11 protein-coding genes are annotated in these 21,127 nt (G+C 38.9%); 1 reads left to right on the top strand and 10 read right to left on the bottom strand.

The annotated features are described in order from the left end of the window. Positions 1–6: 6 nt before the first annotated feature. The 10 genes from CXF71_RS08730 to CXF71_RS08775 all read right to left on the bottom strand — a co-directional run bounded on the left by CXF71_RS08730 (position 7) and on the right by CXF71_RS08775 (position 18,611). Positions 7–2,523, bottom strand: a complete 2,517-nt coding sequence (locus tag CXF71_RS08730) for a glycoside hydrolase family 2 TIM barrel-domain containing protein (protein ID WP_101232570.1) — start codon at positions 2,521–2,523, stop codon at positions 7–9. Between the two features lie 7 nt (positions 2,524–2,530). Then, complete coding sequence (locus CXF71_RS08735; RefSeq protein WP_101232571.1) at positions 2,531–4,078, bottom strand: arylsulfatase; 1,548 nt, start codon at positions 4,076–4,078, stop codon at positions 2,531–2,533. Between the two features lie 148 nt (positions 4,079–4,226). Continuing rightward, complete coding sequence (locus CXF71_RS08740; RefSeq protein WP_101232572.1) at positions 4,227–5,567, bottom strand: MFS transporter; 1,341 nt, start codon at positions 5,565–5,567, stop codon at positions 4,227–4,229. Between the two features lie 13 nt (positions 5,568–5,580). Next, complete coding sequence (locus CXF71_RS08745; RefSeq protein ID WP_101232573.1) at positions 5,581–6,591, bottom strand: LacI family DNA-binding transcriptional regulator; 1,011 nt, start codon at positions 6,589–6,591, stop codon at positions 5,581–5,583. A 152-nt stretch (positions 6,592–6,743) separates the two neighbouring features. Then, on the bottom strand, positions 6,744–8,321 hold the full coding sequence (locus CXF71_RS08750) for a GH39 family glycosyl hydrolase (protein ID WP_157826722.1): 1,578 nt from the start codon (positions 8,319–8,321) through the stop codon (positions 6,744–6,746). Positions 8,322–8,429: 108 nt separating this feature from the next. After that, positions 8,430–9,266 (bottom strand): redoxin domain-containing protein, encoded by an 837-nt coding sequence (locus CXF71_RS08755; protein WP_101232575.1) that lies wholly within the window; start codon positions 9,264–9,266, stop codon positions 8,430–8,432. Positions 9,267–9,337: 71 nt separating this feature from the next. Continuing rightward, positions 9,338–10,918 (bottom strand): arylsulfatase, encoded by a 1,581-nt coding sequence (locus tag CXF71_RS08760; RefSeq protein ID WP_101232576.1) that lies wholly within the window; start codon positions 10,916–10,918, stop codon positions 9,338–9,340. A 16-nt stretch (positions 10,919–10,934) separates the two neighbouring features. Then, positions 10,935–13,412 carry a sugar-binding domain-containing protein gene (locus CXF71_RS08765; RefSeq protein WP_101232577.1) on the bottom strand — a complete coding sequence of 826 codons (2,478 nt, stop codon included), beginning with the start codon at positions 13,410–13,412 and terminating at the stop codon, positions 10,935–10,937. Positions 13,413–13,680: 268 nt separating this feature from the next. After that, complete coding sequence (locus CXF71_RS08770) at positions 13,681–16,674, bottom strand: TonB-dependent receptor (protein WP_101232578.1); 2,994 nt, start codon at positions 16,672–16,674, stop codon at positions 13,681–13,683. Positions 16,675–17,054: 380 nt separating this feature from the next. After that, entirely contained in the window at positions 17,055–18,611 is a 1,557-nt protein-coding gene (locus tag CXF71_RS08775) for a sulfatase family protein (protein ID WP_232771424.1), read from the bottom strand. A gap of 548 nt (positions 18,612–19,159) precedes the next feature. Between CXF71_RS08775 and CXF71_RS08780 the strand changes: the two genes are divergently transcribed. After that, positions 19,160–21,088, top strand: coding sequence for a sulfatase family protein (locus tag CXF71_RS08780; RefSeq protein WP_101232579.1), 1,929 nt, complete (start codon positions 19,160–19,162; stop codon positions 21,086–21,088). Positions 21,089–21,127: the final 39 nt, after the last annotated feature.

The following is a 21,127-nucleotide window of genomic DNA, read 5'->3' on the forward strand; positions in this document are numbered from 1 at the left end:
GTAAGTTTATTTGCTTGTTAACTTAATAGCTTTGATATTAAGCTCTTTGCTATAAGCACTCACTTCAATCGCACCCGTTTGTCCTTTAATGGTGCGAACAATCAACAAGGCTTTGCCATTAAAGGCGCGACGATAATCGGCAACAAACGGCTCGATAGTCGCTGAATCACCATTACCCACAGCAGCAATTTTTCCAGCCCCTTTTACAGTGAAATGAATTAAGTTGTCAGCATAAGGTACAAAATTGCCTTTGCTATCTAGCACATCAACAGTGATATATGCTAAGTCGTAACCATCAGCACTTAGTACTGTTCTGTCTGCCGTCAGTTTTACTTGTGCTGGCAGACCTGCGGTGAATATTTGTTTTTCCGCAACGGCTTTACCTTGGTTGTAGGCTATAACTTTGATGTTGCCCGCTTGATACTCTACATCCCAACTTAATCGGTATGGAGAATCAAAATGCTTTATGTCTTTTTTGTAGCGTAACTCAACAGGAATACGCATTTTATCAACGCCCTTCACTTTTCGACCTTGCGATACACCATTAACAAACAGTTCAACTTCTTCAGCATTGGTATAAGCGACAACAGGGATAGTTTCGCCTACGCGATTAGGCCAGTTCCAATGCGGTAATACATGCACCATTGGCTTTGTTGTCCAGCGGCTTTGGTACAGGTAAAAACGGTCTTTAGGGAAACCCGCTAAATCAACCGCACCAAAAGACGAACTCCGTGCTGGCCAATCAGCATTCCAATAAAATTGGTCACCATGATCACGACCACCGTACGGCGTTGGCTCACCAAGATAATCAAACCCGGTCCAAATAAACTCGCCCATTACCGCCGGATTTTTATCTAACTCATCCCATTCAATGTCAGGTATATAAGCCCAGTACGGTGCGTACATGTCATAACTACTTATATACTTAGAGGGATGTTTCTCTAATGGCTTTACCGGAAAGTGATATTCACCACGTGTACTAACGACTGACGAGGTTTCACTGCCCAAAATAGGTTTGTTTGGAAATATTTTGATAATATCAGCGTATTCTGTCGCCTTGTAGTTTAAGCCAACAATATCAACTTCTTCAGCAATTTTACTATGTACAAAGTTTGGATAATCACTTAAGCCTACGGTAACAAGGCGGGTAGGATCAGCTTGCTTAACTATTTTCGTTAACCGTTTAGAATATTTCCAGCCGTCTTTCTTTTTTTGTTCATAAATTTCATTACCAATACTCCACATGATAATAGAAGGGTTATTGCGGTGAATTTTAACCATATCGGTTAGATCACGTTCCGACCATTTATCGTAATGTTTGTGATAACCATTAACCACCGTTGCTTTGGCTTTTTTCCAGGTATCAAAGGCTTCAACTTGCAACAAGATGCCCATTTTATCGGCAAGTTCTACTAGCTCTGGTGATGGTGGGTTATGTGAAGTCCGAACCGCATTCACGCCCATGGATTGCATGATTTCAAGTTTACGTTCAATTGCACGGGTATTGGCAACAGCACCTAATGGGCCATTATCATGATGTAAACAAACCCCTTGAATTTCAACGCGACGACCATTTAACCAAAAACCATCTTTCGCTTTAAATTCAATGGTTCTAATACCTAAGGGCTGCTTATCACTATCAATGACCTTACCTTTGTGCAGTAATGTAGTGATCACTTGATAGCGATAGGGGTCATTTATGTCCCAGCGTCGAGGTTTTGATACGGTTAATAACTCACTAATAGTTAAATCATCAATACTTGAAGCAGTAATTTTTTTCTGTTTACTAGCGACAACCTTACCGCTGGCATCAATAATTGAAAACTCTACAGATAAGTCATTTTTCACATCGTTATTGGCAATCACTGTGCTAACAGCTACTTGAGCTGACGTTGAAGCAATAACTGGAGTTGATACTTGAGTAGACCATTGTTTGATATGTGCGGGGTCGTTAAATTCTATCCAAGTATTACGATAAATACCTGAGCCAGAATACCAGCGAGCTGCATAATTTTCCGGCGCTACTTTAACCGCAATGATATTTTTTTCACCTGCGGGTTTTAAATATTGGCTGATCTCGTAGTGAAAGCCAATATAGCCAAACGGACGTTCGCCGACTAATTTACCATTAACATAAACTTGGCTGTTGGCCATTACACCATCAAAGGTAACCGACACTAACTTACCTTGACTGTGCTTTGCTAAGGTAAAGCTTTTACGATACCAAGCTGTACCAAATACAGGTAAACCGCCATTACGTGCGCTGTATTTTTTTGAAAAGGGTCCTTCTATTGCCCAATCATGCGGTAATCTAAGTGAACGCCATTTGTCATCGTTAAAGTTTGCTTGTTCGGCGCCACTTAATTCACCTTTGGCAAAACGCCAGTCGTCATTAAAACTCTGTTTATCATTCGCTACACTTTGGCTTTGAGTCAGTGCTGATGCATTAACGTTAATAAACAGACTGATAACGATGGCTAAAAAAAAGATACTTGTCAAACTGACTAACGAGTTTACCTTCATGATTTATTCACCTTATTTTTGCCTTTTTTTCTTCAGCCATTTTTTTATAGGGGCTAACTAATTTCTTCAAGGTAAATTCAGGATGATATGTTCTGGCTGAATCTACCTTGGCCAATAATACTTTAACTACCTCAGGATAATCAGCGGCAAGATTATTCAATTCGCCGATATCTTTCGATAAGTCATAGAGCTCAATGGGTTTGTTATAACGCTTAACCAGTTTCCAATTATCATTTCTCAACGCTTGTAAGGGCCCTCTTGATTCATTGAATTCCCAATACAAATACTCATGTTGTTGTTGTTCATTCTGACCAAGTAAGGTATTCGAGATTGAAATACCGTCAGTCACTGGGCAGTTTTTAGCACCCGCTAAATCACAAAATGTTGGCATCATGTCCCAAAAGGCTGAAATATGATCCGAGCTTGTGTTTGCTTTAATTTTACCTGGCCACTTAGCAATAAAGGGAATACGAATGCCGCCTTCATAAAGGTCGCGTTTACTGCCTTTAAGTGGGCCATTGCTGTTGAAAAATCCTTTGTCGTATTCATGGCCATTATCACTGGTAAAAATAACTAAAGTGTTTTCATCAAGACCTTGCTGTTTTAGCGCCTCCATTAATTTCCCTATATCGTTATCCATACGCGAGACCATACCAGCGTAGGTGGTATTTCCCTCTGGATCATTACGATAATGTCCTTGTGTGTTCATCATGCGTTTTGGCCATCCCAAATCTAAATATTGCTCTTTAGAATCATTGGGAACCGTAAGCGCAAGGTGTGGAATGGTATAAGCTAGATATAAGAAAAAAGGCTGTTCAGACGATTGTTCTTTGACGTAATCAATGGCTTTTTCAGTGAATAAGTCATGGGTATAAATACCTTTGTTATTCATATGATCATTGTCTTTAAGTTCAAATGGCGTGTTGTTTTCAAACAAACGATGCCAATAATAATAATGTGCAGCAAGGTGCCCTTTCAAACCAAAAAAGTAATCAAAGCCTTGTTGTAATGGCATTGCCGACAACCAATCGCCTTCACCCGCTTCTTTGGTTTCAGTCTCTTTACTTTCAGCGAGCCCCCATTTACCAATTACAGCGGTTTTATAACCGTTAGTCTTAAGCATTTGGGCAATTGTGATATCAGTGGGTTTTAAATCCACCACGCCGCCACTGTTAGTCCAGCCCGGATTACCGCGAATCGGACTATGGCCGCCATGTAACCCTGTTAACAGGCTAGCCCTTGAAGGGCCGCAAACTGTGGCGCCAGCATAGTGCTGGGTAAAACGCATACCGTCACCAGCCAGTTTATCAATATTAGGGGTTTTAATTTTATCTTGGCCATAAACGCCTAAGTCGCCATAGCCCATATCATCCGCCATGATATAAATAATATTGGGTTTATTGTGATTGTTATTGTTATTGTTAATACCAACATTGACATTGACATCGTCATTGATAGAACTTTGCTCGCCTTCACCACTGGCATTACAGCCGCTCAACAGAATCATTAAACTTAAATTAAAGAAAAGGATAACTTTCAGATAAACATTACGCATTATTTAATTCACTTAAATATAGATTTAGATATTTAAATAATACGCTATAAAAACAACAAAGGAAAACGTTCCCACAAGTTATAAGTGTAAAATTACGTAAATATTATTATTTAAAATAATGGATGCTCTGAGTACTTAACTACTTGAACTAGTTTATTAACTGGGAGGACTTTTGATATCGGCTTAAAATAACTACTGCCGCCAGACTTGGAATAACAGTGCCTAATGATAATATCATTTTCATTATTTGAAGTGAATCTGAGGGTTGATCACTACCTAGACTGGCATCAAAACCAATGGCTCTTAAAGTCATACCACTCAGTAAAAGTGAGAATATGACACTGACAGCAATAAACCAATGAAACATGGCAGCAAAACCACCGCCTCTGTTAATTTTCTTGTCTTCCCTAAACTGATCACTTGCATCAGCAACTAAAGCAGGAACGATAATCGACATTGATGTCCAAATACCGGCACAGAAAATGGGATCAAGTAATAACAACCACTGAACCCCTGGTGTATAAATAAACCATTTTCCCATACCACCAATCATGGTCAGGGTAAAAATAAACTTAAGCGCCGTGAATTTGCCAAATTTTCTCGACAACCAGGATACAATCGGAATATAAATCGCGGCAGTTGCGGCATAACCCACAGACAATACACCTTTCCAAATGGCGCCTTCGGCAACATCACCATCAAACATATAATAAACTAATACATAAAAGTCCATTTTAGCCGCAAAAGCCGCTAAGCCAACTTGCACAAAAACCAGAGCAAAAACTAACTTCATCAAAGGGACTTTACTGATAACTTTTATATTCTCGACAATGGAAGCCTTTTTATCGGGGGCTTTGTCATGTTCAGAAATTTCTTCTTTTACAAAAATAGCCGGTAACATGCCTATCAAACCTATCACAATAATAGCGATAAACCATCCCACGACCTTAACACCAATAAAAACACTGCTAAATATTGCCAGCGAAGCAAGAGGAAAAAGCCACTGCACACTCAGTGACGCTAATTTTATAAAGTAGGTGTTGATTTCCATAACTTTAATGCGTTTATTAGCATCAAGGGTGATCTCATAAGACAACGAAGTTAGCGGCACAGTATAGAAGGTAACCGTTGTATGAAAGAGTAATGATATGATGAAAAAATAGAGCAGCTGTGCGTTAGTAGTCCAGTGATCTGGAACCATCCACATCAAACCAAAAAATATGGCGCTTAACCACGCCGCTACAAAAATAAAAGGCCGACGTCGACCAAAGCGACTGGTAGAGTTGTCTGAGAGTTGCCCTACCCATGGCGCTAGAAATGCAGAAAGAACAATGGGTATAGTTAAGGCAATACTAAATAAGAAAGGGTCAACCCCTAACGTCATTTGATAAAACGGAATAGCTAAAGCATCGCACGCTTTATCTAAAAATAATAAACAAAAAAAACCGCTACCTAAAGCGAGTTTTTGACGAAAGGTTGAATTATCCAATTAGTTATTACACTTATTTAGCATCGACAACGTTCACTGAATCTCGTTCAATCAAGTGTGGCATAAACAAATGAGTTCGACCTGATGAATTGACATTATCAGATAACTCTATCGCCAAATTAGCCGCATAACTTGCCATTTCACGAATAGGATAATGCATAGTTGTCAACTCAGGTATACAAGCAATAGAAATAAGTAAATCATCAAAACCTATGACAGAGATATCTTCTGGAACTCGAATCCCTCTTGCATGTAATTCATGTATTACACCAACGGCCATATTATCGTTATAACATAAAACGGCAGTAAATTTTTTCCCTTGGTCTAATAAGTGTCTGACAGACTGCCTGCCACCATCCATATCAGCGGTATCACCATAAGCGATTAATGAGGTATCTAATTGAATATTGGCATTGTTTATCGCTGTTCGAATACCATCTAAACGTACTTGAGAATCAGGGTTGGTATCTTGGCGAGTAATGATAGCAAAATCAGCATGTCCCTTATTCACCAGGTAACGGGTCGCCTCTTGTGCGCCTGTGTTGTTGTCTAACCATACACATCGATGGGCTACTTTTGAGACTAAGCGATTAATCAACACTAAACCGGGTATTTTTTCAGCCAAGTCAGCTAAGGTTTCATCACTACAATGCACACTATGAAAAACAATGGCACCGCAACGATGTTGCAATAAAGAATCAATTGCGTCTAACTCTGCTTGTTCATTTTCAAGCGCATTAATAATAAGCACACGGTAATTATTTTCTTTTGTTGCTTCTTCCGCGCCACACGCTAACGAGCCAAAAAAGGGCATCGATACTTGTGGAATAACAACACCAAGCGAATTTGATTTTTTACTCACTAATGCCTGTGCGTTAATATTAGGCCTGTAGCCTAATTCATCAATAACTTTTTGTACTTTTGCTCGGCATACTTTACCAACTTTTCCCTGCTTACGAACAACACGTGATACCGTTGAGGTAGAGACACCCGCGATCCGTGCAACGTCTTTAATTGTAACCATGATTTAATTCCATCTGTTTACATTCAAAAGCTGACAACGGCTTTTAGATGTACAATTTTTTATGAAGGGGGAGACTAGGTGAACGTTACCATTTCCGTCTCCTAATTACTAGACTTATCCTAATTTATTAACATAATCAATTACTCTTTCAATCACTTAGTTGACAATTGTATTACGGTTAAAGACAGTGGGGCCAAAGACGTTTGCAGTTGACCGCTTTTAATAACAACTAATTTTTTGCTACCATCATCAAGACTTAACTGGGGGTATTCATCTTCTGGGGTTTTTCCTGTGTAAGTCCAGCGTTCATACTCAACTGAAGGTAAATAGTTTTCAAAATCAAATTGCACCAACTCTGGCTTATCATTTTTATTTATCAAAATCATTGCTAAATCATCGGTATCAGAGGCTACTGTTGCATAAGCTCTAACAAAACCGTGTTTTTCTTGAACAGAGATAATATTGTCAAAGGTGTGATTGTTAATTAACTTAATGACTTGGCCGACAGGTGTTAAGCTATTATCGAGTGTATTGTTGAGCGAGTTTTCAATATTGCCGTGGTAACCGCCAAACTCACCTTGCCACGATGTATGGGTATTCCAGTGCACCATATGGCTGACATTTTTATGTTTAAAAGTAGATAAGCTCAATTCAGCAAAGACTAAAGACTTCCATAAATCATTACCGTAGTTTTTGTCTTCATCAATTTCAGTAACAAACTCGGTTACAACCTTTCGTTTAATATGTTTTGATTCATTTTCAGGATAGTTACCCCCGGTGATGCCATATTCGGTAATAATTAATGGAACATTTTTGTGGTTTTTACTAGTGTCGGCATAATGCTGTAGCTTGTCTATTTTACTGGTTAATTTACCTGAAAAATCACGCCAAGCTTCATAAGATTCTGTCCATTTTCTGCCATACATATATTGATGAGGTGATAGAAAATCAATATATTGACCAATATTATCATCTGCCAATGCCTCTTTTATCCAATCTCGACGACCGTCTTCACCAAAACCAATATGAATGGACGGATCAACCGCTTTCATCGCTTTAGCGACTTCTAGATAATGTTTAAAATAAGTTTCTTTATCAGTATGGCTTGCAACTTCATTACCCAGTTGCCAATACTTGATTTTATGCCCTCGAGTAATGTTAGCGTACCTCACCCACTCTACCGCATGTGTTTTAAGGTCTTCAAAAGTCACTACCGTATCTCGATAATGCTTTTGATCATAACCGAGCATATTAACCATAATAAGCGGCTCGACGTTAAGCTCATTGATATACTCCATAAACTCATCAAAATCGAGCGCCTTGGTAAAATAGCCTTTATCATTTACTGTCCATCCTTGAGTGCCAGGTGCGGTGTTCATTGAGGCAACACGAGGGGTTAAACCTTTTATACCGTCATTAAACGGCGCATCAGTAAATAAGTAATTATCGCCAAGGTGACCATAGGGAAAGCGCAACATGCCTAAGTTCATTTCCTTGATGCGCTGCTTCATTGATACTTTTCGTGGCCACTTTTTGTCCGATGACATTAAGAAGTTTAAGTTTTCACCAATAAGCGGTTGTTTTTGTGACTTTACAATTTTGGAGGGGTCAATACTGATAACGTTTTTGGAAGTTGCTTTGGCTGTTACTTTAGCTATTACGTTAGTTATCGAAGTCGAAATAATAACCAAAGTAGCCATAGTGACAAATATTGATCTTTTATTGAACACTGTATTTACCCCGTTATTGCATCATCTGTGAATTACGATAGTAAACGATTACATATAACATTTACAATTTACTATTAGTGTCCAACAATAATTATAATTTTTAAGACGTTATGTTGAAAGTTCCTTTTTTAAGACGTCAACAATAGCATTTACCGGTGTTTTTTGATATTCGCTGTCCATAAATATAACGTTACCGTCTTTACCAATAATAAACAAATTCGGCGCCTTTTCCACACCATAGTTCTTGCCGATTTTTCCTCGTTTATCATGGGTTAACGTCAATTTTAATGCAGACAACTGTTTTTTTAACTTAGTGTATGACTGGTGGCTTTCTTTATAGTTTATCGCAACAACCTTTAATAAATCACTGCCGACTTGATCCTGCAGGTTTTGTAAAATCGACAACTCATTTTTACAGTGTTTGCACCAGGAAACCCAAAAGGACGCGATGACTATTTTACCTTTGAGTTCATCAACATTAACTTCATTGCCTTCTCTATCAGTGCCCAAATAGTTAGGTGCAATATCACCAAGAGTTAACTTAGCATTAGATTTAGAGCCAGAGTTAGACTTTTTATTTTCTTGCGGCTTAGCTACCTGTTCAGTATTTTTAGGTGCTTTACTGTCAGCACTTTTAGCTGCTTTGCTCTGCCTAGTAGCGTTAACGAACTCTTCTAAGGAGACTTTGCCATCATTATTACTATCATACTGTCTAAACTTTTTGTTAGTCTGTTTAACCTGCTTATCTTCACTGTAACCAGCTTTTGTCATCCAATCTTTGGTGGTACCGCGAAATTCATCTTGATCCAGACTTCCGTCATTATGGGTATCGAGTTCATTGAATCGACTTTGTTCCCATTCAGTTATATTCAAGTCTGCTGCATCAACAGCAGTAATGCTCACACATAACAATAATGCTAGCGTACTCATTGAAAATTTATTCATCTAAATTATCCTTTCGTTAATCCAAACTTAACTCTTTGTGCTAAATACTGACTCATTCTGCACAATAGTGATTAATTGGCTTTTGGCCAGTAATCAAAATTCCAGGCATCCATATCAGCCTGTGTACGAGATTCAATCATAAGTTGCTTCATTTTTTCAATGATTTCAGGATGTGCACTGGCAATATTAAATTGCTCGGTTTGATCTAACGCTAAGTTATAAAGTTCTATCGGCGGATCAATGCGGTTCTGCTTATTGTATAAACGTACGGCTTTCCATTGATCTGATTCAATATCTAAACGTATTGCTTGGGCATGTTCGCCATTATTATTGTGAAACTCCCAATAGAGATGTTTATGCTTTTGTTGGTTTGAGCGAGACAATAAAGTCGGCAATAACGAAATTCCATCCGTTTCTGCGGGGGCTTTAACTTCGGCCAAATCGGCTAATGTTGGCATAATATCCCAAAAGGCAGAGACATGATTTGAGTTAGTGTTTTCTTTGATCTTTCCTGGCCACCAAGCAATCGTTGGCATTCTTATGCCGCCTTCATACAAATCACGTTTGTATCCTCGGTTATCACCATTGCTATCAAAAAAGGTTAAATCAGCGCCGCCTTCCCAAGAAGGACCATTATCACTACTAAAAATTACGAGGGTATTTTCATCTAAATTTAGCGCTTTTAATTTGGCTAAGACATTACCAATACTGCGGTCAAGATGCGAGATCATCCCTGCTCTTGTGGCATTAGGTTTTTGCACAGGAATGTAGCCCTGACCACCACCGCCATTAGTGTTTTCTGCAAAGTGACTGTATTGCTCTAACTCTTCCTCTGGCGCTTGTAATGCGGCATGGGGGGCAGCAAAGGATAAATAGAGAAAGAACGGCTTATGCTGGTTTTCTTCGATATACCTTAAAGCATCATCGGCAATACGCTGCTGCGCATAATCTTCACGTTTATACGGCAAGTAACTGGCTGGATCATCCGCATCAGCGCCTTCGGGTAAAAATTGGTGAGGATCTAAATATTCATTGTTAAGGGGAAATTTATCTTCATTCAACCACAAATGGGTTGGGTAGTGATTATGTGCTTGCTTTTGATCTAAATAACCAAAAAAGTGGGTAAAGCCTTGTTTATTGGGTGTGCCATAAGAGTCTGGCCCACCTAATCCCCATTTACCTATTAATGCGGTTTCATAGCCTGCCTTTTGCATTAACGTACCAATGGTTTCTGTACCTGGGCGCAAGGGCATTTGCCCCCATTCTTCTTCATCTAAAAACGTGCCCAACTCGAAATTACCTCGAATTTGAACGGTGCCGGGTTGCTTACCTGTGACTAATGAAGCTCTTGAGGGAGCACAAACCGTACTACCAGCATAATGCTGCGTTAAACGCATACCTTGCTTTGCCATTTGGTCTAGACTTGGCGTTTTAATCTTTGTTTGGCCAAAAGCGCCTACATCCCCATAACCTAGATCATCAGCCAATATATAAATGATATTTGGTCGTTTATCCGTGCGTGTTTGGTTGATATCTGCTTTGTTGTCCAGTAATACCACTTGATTACCATTGTCACTACAGCCTTGTATGCCCACAGTAAAAGCCAGTATTGAAATGATACTAACAAAATTTTTCTTATTAAAATTTTTCATTTGTAAGTCCAAATAATTATTGTGAAACTGACTGCGATTCAATGGTTATTAACTGAGGATTCACCCCTTCACCACTAACAGTTACGGTTATTGTTCCTGGCTGTTCTGTTGTTTGTATTAAGGCTAACACCTTGCCCATAAAGGCTTTTCGGGTTGGTACTTTATGTGGTTCAAGATCTAGAATGTCACCATTTTCAACACCAATCAATTTAGCGGGTCCATCAACAGAAATAGTTAAACGGTTATCGGCAAAAGGAACAAAGTTACCTTTTTTGTCTACCACATCTATTTCTAGGTGCACAACATCACGTTGATTTGCAAAAACAGCCGTTTTGTCGACAGAAGTATTAGTAGTGAATGCAGCACCAGCCGTTTTAACCGTTTCAGTTACAACCTCTTTGCCATTAGTTTTAGCAACCACGGTTAACGTGCCTGCTTGATAAGGAACTAACCAGACTAATTGCATATCATCATTGATGGTTTTTTCACCCAAGGATTTACCATTAAGAAACAACTCAGCAGACTCCTGGTTGGTATAAACAACCACTGGAATTTCTACGCCTTCTTTACCCGGATGAGTCCAAGATGGGTCGAGGTGAACCATGGCTTTTTCTGACCACTGACTTTGATATAAATAATAAGGTCCTTTAGGGAATCCGGCTAAATCAATCACCCCGAAATTTGCGGTGCGAGCCGGCCAACCAAAAGATTCACCCAGATAGTCAAAGGCTGTCCATCTAAAGGTACCTAATAAATAAGGTAAATCACGCGCTAATTTTATTTCATCTCGTATCGGCATACGTACCACTGAATTATCAAATGACGAACCATAAGCACCGTTAATGCCAGGGAAAACTTCAGTCTCAGTTAAATCAGGAATATCATAAACGTTATCTTTGATTTTTTGCCATTTTTCTTGCGGGTTTATTTTTTCCCATGGGGCTGGAAAATCACGCACACGGTAACTGGTTTTACTACGATAGATACCACGGGTATGAATCGTGTGGGTCATTTCAGTACCAATAACGGGGGTATTTGGGTTTTCTTGATGGAAGGCCTCAATTGCTCCTTTAAATTCACCATGACCATTAAAACCGGCGATGGTTAAATAACCACCAGCATAACCTCGGCCTTGAGTGATAGGTCTGGTATCATCAATTTTAGTGGCAAAATCCACTAATATTTTTTGTTGCTCAGATGTATAGCCTGGAACTTCGTTACCAACACTCCACATAATGACACTCGGATGATTACGGTCACGACGCATGAAATCTCTTAGATCTTTCTGCCACCATTTATCAAAGTATAAACCGTAGTCAAACTCAGCCTTTGCTTGCCACCAACCGTCAAATGCTTCATTCATTAATAAGAAGCCCATTTCATCGGCCATTTGATAAAATTCTGGGGCAAAAGGGTTATGGGTAGTACGAATGGCATTAACCCCCATATCTTTCAGACTTTCTAAGCGTTTGCGTAAAACATCATCAGGTACTGCTGCGCCTACAGGGCCAGCATCGTGATGCATACTAGTCCCTTGCAGGATGACTGACTTACCATTTAAAACAAAGCCTTTGTCTGCGCTAAATTCAATTGACCGGATACCTGTTGGCGTATCCAACACATCAATAACTTTACCGTCATCTAAGATTGACGTTCTTAAGGTATATAGGTAAGGATTTTTTACCCCCCACAAATTGGGGTTATTGAGGATAAGCGCTTGTTCTAAAATTTGAGTTTGATTAGCTTCTACCTCAAATATTGAATGCTGATTAGCGACAGTTTTTCCTTGTGCATCAAGTAGCTCTGAAACTAATTCTAAAGATTGACTGTTTGAGTCTTTATTAATTACTTCAGTGGTTATTGCTAACTCTGCTTTGTCCTTTGTGATGTTATTACTACGAACAAAAACACCATGATAGGGAACGTGTTGCTTGCTAACCTTTGTTAACCAAACATGTCGATATATGCCTGAGCCTGTATACCAACGACCACTAGGTGATTGACTATTATCAACTTTTACTGAGATTACATTATCACCTTTTTGCAAATACTCAGTAATATCATAATTAAAACTAATATAACCATAAGGACGGTTACCAAGAAAATGGCCGTTAACCCAAACCTCACTGTTCATATATACGCCATCAAACTCTAGGTTAATGATGTTATTTGACCAGCTTGGATCCCAAGCAATATGTTTTCTATACCAACCGGTTCCTGTCGGTAAAAAGCCGCCAGCGATGCCCGAAGCATTGCTTTTATCATACTCACCTTCAATACTCCAATCATGAGGAAGGTTAAGTTCACGCCAGTCGGTATCGGCGTAGTTTTTGTGTTGTGCCTTGGGATGATCACCCAATTTAAACTTCCAATCAAAATCAATATTTACCCGTTCTCTTGATCTATCGTTGGCAAACACTTTGCTTTGTAAGGGAGATATAATAAAAAACATAACTACAAGAGTTAAGATATAAAAGGTTGCTTTATTCATCATGGTTGCTTATTTCTAATTTTCTAAACAATGTGGCTAATACATCAGAATTAACGTGCTGACTTAACGCGCTGAATTATGGAAGTTGACCAACAGCAGTACTATAAAATGGAAAATTAAGGCCGTAAGTTCTGAACACACACATTTGTTTTTATGGAAGTAAAGTTAAAAGCTCTTTAGGTAAATATCTTAGCTAAAGAGCCCTGTGTACTTTTTTGAAGAATGAAGGATTACCTCAAAATGAGACAACCCTTATTCGTATTGCTTGAAGTTAGAAGTTAACGCGAACTCCAGTATACCAGCTGATGCCTCGATGAGATTGCTCGTAAGTCATATCTGGATGCATTTCACCAAGTTTTTCACTTGAAAGATTACCATATGTCGTTGGTTCATCTAACAAGTTAGCCGCTTGAGCAAATACCGTTATTTGCTCAGTTGCCTTATACGTCACTTGAAAACTCAAGTTTTTACTTGGCAATTGCAGTTTATATTTACCATCATTACCATCTCGATGAGCAGCACCTTCCTGCTGATTTAGGTTTAACCTAGCAGAGAATTTTTTACCGTAATCATACGTTAAGGTAACGTTATAGGTACTGTCTATCCAACCTTCGGGTTGATAATACAATTCCGTTTTTCTCGTCATTGGCGCTTGGCCTGGGTTAGCCCTGTTATAATCTTGCTTAGCATCATGGAAAAAGTCCATATAGTTACCCGACACGGCAAAACCTTGCAAATAGTCACTAATACCACCTAAGTGCTGTCTGAATGAGAATTCCCAACCACTGACCGTACCCCCTTCAGCTTTTTGCTCTGCGGTCATTGGCAAGGTAATTTCTTCACCATTTTCATCTTCAGAGCCTGCAATAGGAATATAGGTAGAGCCTTGCTCATAAATGCCGTCTAGGTCTTTATGAAAGGCAGCAAACGCATACATATCCCATTTCGTAGGATAATATTCAAAGGAAATATCCGCTTGTTTTGAGGTAATTGGCATTAAATAAGGGTTACCGGCGGTACCCAAGGTTTTACTTGAACCTCCACCATTTTCACCTTCAGGAATATCTTGTTCAGGATCGTTCGAATCTTTAAGCTGAATACCTGAATGTATTTCCCCTAAGCTTGGGCGAATCATCGCTTTACCTAGACCTAAACGAATAACTACATCGTCAATAACTCTAAAGTTTACGTTTAACGTCGGTAATACATCCGAATATTTGTTAATGCTGGTAACAAAACCAGGGTTGTCGCCTGGTACCATTACCCAATTTTTACCATCAGGAACCATCTCGCCGGTCTCAGGGTCTTGGATCATTTTTTGTTCAATGCTGAAATCACTCTGATAACTGGTCGCTTCTAAATCAGTTTCATAATAACGAACACCGAATACACCGTCATACCAATCACCAGCAAAACTTGCTTGTACATAAAGTGCCGTGGTATTTTCTTCTAAGTCATAACTTGCAAACTTGTCATTATCGTCGATGATTCTTTCAGGAAAAAATTCTGCTTTATCACTTAAGACTTGGCCGACATCAAAGTAGAAAGCCTCATCATAACCTTGAACTCCGGTTAATTTTTGATAAGAGTTATTGGTAAGTGAGGTATTTCTGGCATGCCAGTCTAAATCACTAATTTGCTCCCAATTCTCAGTATTTTCGTCGTACACTTCATCATCTGCTTTATAATCTTTGGTATTCTCAGAGTATCTAGCACCAAATTTCAACTGATGAACCATCGCTAAATCAACATCATAAGTAAAATCAACTTTAACCGCGGATACCGCACTTTCCATAGTGCTTCGACTATTACTAAGTTGGTTGAATTGCCATAAATCAGGATTATTCATTCGATTTGTTAATTGACTTTGATCTAAGGTATAGGTATCAGGGTCATAGGCACTATTCTCTGGAACAAACGCAATATTATCATCAGGATTTAAAGTTCCGGCATCATCACTGTCACTACCTAAGTATGCAAAACCGTAATCGTCATTATGGTGAGTAAATCCATAGTAATGATTGATATTCTCACCATATCCACCACTGGCTGAGCGCCAGCCATAAAGTCTGTCTGCTGATGAATGAGAAACATCAAAATCGACGGCTAGATCATCGCTAATTATATAGTCAACGTTAAAGCCGAATGCTTTAGTTTCGTCTTTATTTACAACATTGGCATCCCACTTCCCGACACTGTCTCCCCACGCCATACCACTCATCAAATAATTTGTTTCTGGATCAACATCGGCTAGCGCAGGATCACCCAGTTGTCTATCTGGGCTGCCTATGCCCCAATTACTGTTGGTAAAATTTTGACTCACATATTCAAAATTTGAGCTTAAAGCATCAAAGCTCATCACTAAATTATCTGTCGGTGCCCATTGTGCGGCAAAGAAAAGCGAGTCTTGTTCCGTTTCTTTTTTCTTTGAATTAAGCGTACTTGCAGGGTTAGCGAAATCGTCAATGCCATCATTGTTAAAATCAGGAGCCCACACTCCGCCAGTAATCTCAGCATTTTTTATGCCTTCAAAATATTCTGGATCCTTACGGTATGAGCCACCCACTGATAAAGCGAAATCATCAGTCACATGGTAACTAAATAGGCCATCAATTCTTTTACCGTATTTATCACCTTCGGTCATATCTTGTAAAAGTTCATTACTATTAACAGCAGCAGAGAATGATGCAACGTTTCTGTCCACCTCTAATGGTTTAAAGGTTTCCATATTAACTTGACCAGAAATACCGCCTTCTAAGCTATCAGCACGCGCTGTTTTATATACTTGCGCTCGACGAATAGCCGCGCCTGGGAACAAACTTAAGTTAATTGAACGAGAGCCAAACGAGCTAACAATTTCGCGATCATTTAACGTGGTTAATGTATAAGCACCACCCATACCACGTACCGAGATAGTATTACTTCGGCCTTGATCTTGATTACCAGTAACACCGGCTAATCGTTCAAGTGACTCGGCAATACTTTGACTAGGTAATGAGCCAACTTCTTCTGACGATAAATTATCAGAAATAGTAGTAGCGAATTTTTTCATATTGATTGCCGCAACTTCACTTGAGCGCATACCACCAACAGTAATAACTTCAATAGTTGCCTCTTGTTGCTTAGCTAACTTATTAGCGGCTTTTTCTCTCGCGGTAAGCTCTGTACTCGCTTTATCAATTTCCGCCTCTGCCGCCATAGCGAAAGATGGTGCCTGTACATACAGAGCTGCTATTAATGCTAAACTTAATTTGGACTTTTTCATATTTCCCCACCTTGAATCTATCAAGTTATCGTTAATTTGTTTTTATCTATTTATTATTTATCTTATTAACTCAATCTATGCTTTGTATTCTAATTTATGCAGTACATAAAATGTAGTAACTCACCATGTAGGGATAACGTTACCATAATATTTTTTCATCAACAACAACAAATAGCCATAAATGTATTAATAATGTGATTGTTTGTAATGTCGAACTATAACAAAACACTACATCAAACCATTAAAGCAATGTAATTAAAGAAGAAAAAACATTTAAACATAAAGTTCAAATGATTCAGATAGAATAACCATAAAGATACATTCAGGAGAACGGTATCATTTAAAAGCACAATTATGGTTTGATATTTACGCTTTTATATTTAGTTTTCTCTTGCTTTTAAACTATTAATCCGTTGTTGTAATCGTTTTACTATCTCTGGATTTGTTGCGGCTAGATTGATCTTCTCTTTTGGATCATTTTCAATATCAAATAGCTGAGCTGTTTTTTGTAAGCCCTTTTCAATAGCCGTTTTATTGGCCAGCCAATCAGGTGTAGTCCCAATAAATGGCATGATGTATTTCCAATTATTTGAACGTAGCGATAATGTAAAAGACTCTTCTAACATTTCTATTCGAGCCGGCTGGTCTTTATCCAATAATGCCGGTAAGACATTAACACTATCAATAGCTTCACCTTTAGCTAAGGTTACGCCCGTTAAAGTTGCCAGCGTACGATAAAAATCAATATGACTAATAAGAGCATTGCTTTCCCCTTTAGCGATGAGACCATTTGGATAGGTGACTATCATGGGTACACGAGTTCCGGCTTCATAAGCGCTGTACTTACCACCACTATATCCCCCTGCTGGTTCATGTTCTCCACGAAGTTCTTCAGCCATATCGGCATAGCCATCGTCCATTACGGGACCATTATCACTGGAAAAAATGATGAGAGTATTGTCATATAAACCGAGTTTTTTAAGTTCATCAACAATACGACCTGTCATCCAATCCATCTGTAATATGGCATCTCCGCGAGCACCCATGCCTGATTTACCGGCAAACATTTCGTTTGGTACTCTAGGTACATGGATGTCATGAAAGGGAAAGTACAACATAAATGGTTCATCTTTGGCTGACTGAATGAACTCAATCGCTTTGTCAGTGAAAATATAAGGAAAATCTTCATCAACCCACTCAGCTGATTTACCCCCTTTCATCCACCCTATTCGACTAATACCGTTTACTATGGTGCGACTGTGTTGTAAATCTGCTTTCTGTTTTAATAATTCCGGTGATTCAGTGCCGACAGGTCGTTGACCAATTCGATTTTCATAACTGATAGTTATTGGATCATTAGGGTCGAGATTAACTACCTTATGATTTTCTAAATAGACCGTTGGCACCCTATCACCCGTTGCAGGCATTAAAAATGAATAGTCAAAACCTAACTCTATTGGTCCGGGTTTAATATCTTGATTCCAATTGACATAACCATCACCTAAGCCTAAATGCCATTTACCTATTACAGCAGTTTTATAACCTGCTTTTTTCATCATCTTGGGTAATGTTGGTTTGGTATGGTCGATAATGAGCGGCGCATCACCCGGTAAGATTGCCGCATTATTTCTAAAAGCAAATTGACCCGTTAACAAAGAATAGCGTGAAGGAGTACAAGTAGCAGCAGAGCTGTGAGCATCGGTAAAGCGAATACCATCTGCAGCAAGGGCATCTACGTTTGGCGTTTTTATTGCGGTCATACCGTAACTACTAATATCACCATAGCCAAGATCGTCGACATAAAAAATCACCACATTGGGCTTTTTATTTTCTTTATCCGGCGCTTTACTTGGGCTTTGTTCGCAGCCGATTAATGTTATTGCCAACACAGCAAAGCCTGCTGACAACATAAATCTGATTTTTTTATTATTTAACATTATGATACCTATGCTTATTTCTTATTGATTACTTTTTAAATGTTTCGATTCACCACAGGGATAACGCTACCATACAAAGACCTTTACAACAATTCACCCTCTTTATTTATAAGATTCACACTCAAATTAAAAATAAAGACCTTGCCTCTTTAAAACGCTTAATTAACTAGCTGAATTAACAAGGCCTCAACGCCCTACCCACCGAGAATTCAATCGTTATTAGTTAATTTTAAAATCTTTAAACCCCTCTAAATACCAGCAAAAAAAAGGGGGAGAACGATACCACTAAAACTTGCATTTATTAGTCGCTACGTGTTAAAAAGAATACTTTGGCATGTAGAACATATTTCTGCTGTAAGCTTAAGCTGATACCAGTTTCATTAAGTTTGTGATCTTGTTGTGCACCGGAAAAATATATCAAAGCAAGGCGCTCGATTGACTAATAGCTGGCTATTAGGATTGAGAGCAACGCTGCTTTGCCGTATTTTAACCTGCACAAGTGGGCAATAATTTGATGAAATTGGTATTAATCTAACGAGAGAGTATCAATGGTAAAATTTATATCCGAGACAAGACTAAAGACCTTACTTTTAGTCACCCTGAGCCTTAACATAATAAGTTGCAGTAATGCTGATACGTCGAGTACAAGCACAGCGCCAAAAATTGAAAAAAAACCCAATATTGTTTGGTTGATTACCGAAGACAATTCAAAACATTATTTAAAACTTTACGATGACAATGGCGCTGTGATGCCAACCGTCGAGAAGTTAGCAGAAAATGGCTTAGTTTTTGATAATGCCTTTGCTAACACGCCAGTATGCTCTACCGCTAGAACAACCTTAGCTACTGGTTTGTATGGCTCCAACATTGGCACAATGAACCATCGTAGTTATCGAAAAGTCTCCTTGCCTGAAAGTGTTAAACCATTCAGTCAATTGTTAAAACAAGCCGGCTACTACACAACGAATAACGTAAAAACTGATTATAACTTCAGTGACCTACCTGGCATTTGGAGTGAGTCATCTAATAAAGCGAATTGGAAGAACAGAAAAAATGACCAGCCCTTTTTCCATATGCAAACCTTTACCATTACCCACGAAAGCAAGTTGCACTTTAAAAAAGGCGCTATTGAAAATGTTAAAACCAAGCATGATCCTAGCAAGGTTGAAGTAGCCCCGATTTATCCAGATACGCCTACCTTTCGTTATACCTATGCAACAACGTTAGATAACCACCAAAAAGCCGATAATCAAATGGCTAGCTTGGTACGACAACTAGAAGAAGATGGCGAGTTAGAAAATACCTTTATTTTCTATTTTGGCGATCACGGTGGTGTATTGCCGGGTAGTAAAGGTTATTTATTTGAAACAGGCTTGAGCGTACCTTTAGTTGTTCGTGTACCAGAAAACTTCAAACATCTATTGCCTAAGAGTCTACAACAACCGAGTACCCGTGTTTCAGGCTTAGTCAGTTTTATTGATTTTGCCCCAACGGTATTAGAATTAGCCGGTGTGCAAGCACCGCAAGCCTACCCTGGCCAATCATTTTTATCTAAAGAGCTTAGTTTATCAGCGCTAAATCAACGTGATGAAATATTTGCTCAGGCAGATCGTTTTGATGAAAAATCAGACTTAGTGCGTAGTGTTAGGAAAGGTAACTTCAAATATATTCGTAATTATCAACCTTTCTACCCTGACGGCTTAGAAAATTTTTATCGATATAAACAAGTAGCATTTCAAGAGTGGCGTCAGTTGTTTCTTCAAGGAAAGTTAACAGCACAACAAGCATCGTTCTTTCTTCCTAAAAAGGTAGAGGCTTTGTACGACTTAGCTAATGACCCTCATGAGATGAATAATTTGGCAGATAATGTCGATTACCAAACCAAGTTATTACAACTTAGAGAGTTAATGCAGGCGCATCAACGCCAAATCCCCGATCTTGGTTTTATTGCTGAATCGAGATTAGTGCAAACAGCAACCGACAAAAGTTTTTATGATTTGGGTTATGAGCAACACGACCGTATTGGGCAAATGATTAAGGTTGCTGACCTGCAGTTACAGCCATTTAGCCAAATTGAAACGCAATTACTCGCCGCGCTGAATCATAAAGATGACGATATGGTTTATCGTGCATTGGTTGTATCAACTAGCTTTGATCAGCAAGCGATAAAGTTTGCCCCCATAGTTAAAGGACTTTTAGCTGATTCGACAAGCATTCAAGTACGTTCACGTGCGTTAGAGTTTTTAACCATGGTTGATGGCTTTGATCCTAGAAAAGATTTCACAAAATTATATCAAAGTGCTAGCCATGACCTAGAAAAAGTTGAACTACTCAATATTGCTACGTTATTAAAAGAGCAAAAAGGTTTCATATTTACTCAACCCACTAATGCAACGACGCCACTATCTACCGATACACAGCTTGCCAAAAAGGTGAAGGTTTGGTTAAGCAATCGTTGGATATATATTAGCAAATAAGAATAACCAGCGAAGATAACCAACAGTTAAAGCAACAGT

The organism is Colwellia sp. 12G3, assembly GCF_002836775.1.
Taxonomy (GTDB): Bacteria; Pseudomonadota; Gammaproteobacteria; order Enterobacterales; family Alteromonadaceae; genus Colwellia.

What these genes read in the sequence shown, in the direction of transcription:
- CXF71_RS08730 (WP_101232570.1), bottom strand. Translation starts at nt 2,523, where the DNA reads ATGAAGGTAAACTCGTTAGTCAGTTTGACAAGTATCTTTTTTTTAGCC.
- CXF71_RS08735 (WP_101232571.1), bottom strand. Translation starts at nt 4,078, where the DNA reads ATGCGTAATGTTTATCTGAAAGTTATCCTTTTCTTTAATTTAAGTTTA.
- CXF71_RS08745 (WP_101232573.1), bottom strand. Translation starts at nt 6,591, where the DNA reads ATGGTTACAATTAAAGACGTTGCACGGATCGCGGGTGTCTCTACCTCA.
- CXF71_RS08755 (WP_101232575.1), bottom strand. Translation starts at nt 9,266, where the DNA reads ATGAATAAATTTTCAATGAGTACGCTAGCATTATTGTTATGTGTGAGC.
- CXF71_RS08760 (WP_101232576.1), bottom strand. Translation starts at nt 10,918, where the DNA reads ATGAAAAATTTTAATAAGAAAAATTTTGTTAGTATCATTTCAATACTG.
- CXF71_RS08765 (WP_101232577.1), bottom strand. Translation starts at nt 13,412, where the DNA reads ATGATGAATAAAGCAACCTTTTATATCTTAACTCTTGTAGTTATGTTT.
- CXF71_RS08770 (WP_101232578.1), bottom strand. Translation starts at nt 16,674, where the DNA reads ATGAAAAAGTCCAAATTAAGTTTAGCATTAATAGCAGCTCTGTATGTA.
- CXF71_RS08775 (WP_232771424.1), bottom strand. Translation starts at nt 18,611, where the DNA reads ATGTTAAATAATAAAAAAATCAGATTTATGTTGTCAGCAGGCTTTGCT.
- CXF71_RS08780 (WP_101232579.1), top strand. Translation starts at nt 19,160, where the DNA reads ATGGTAAAATTTATATCCGAGACAAGACTAAAGACCTTACTTTTAGTC.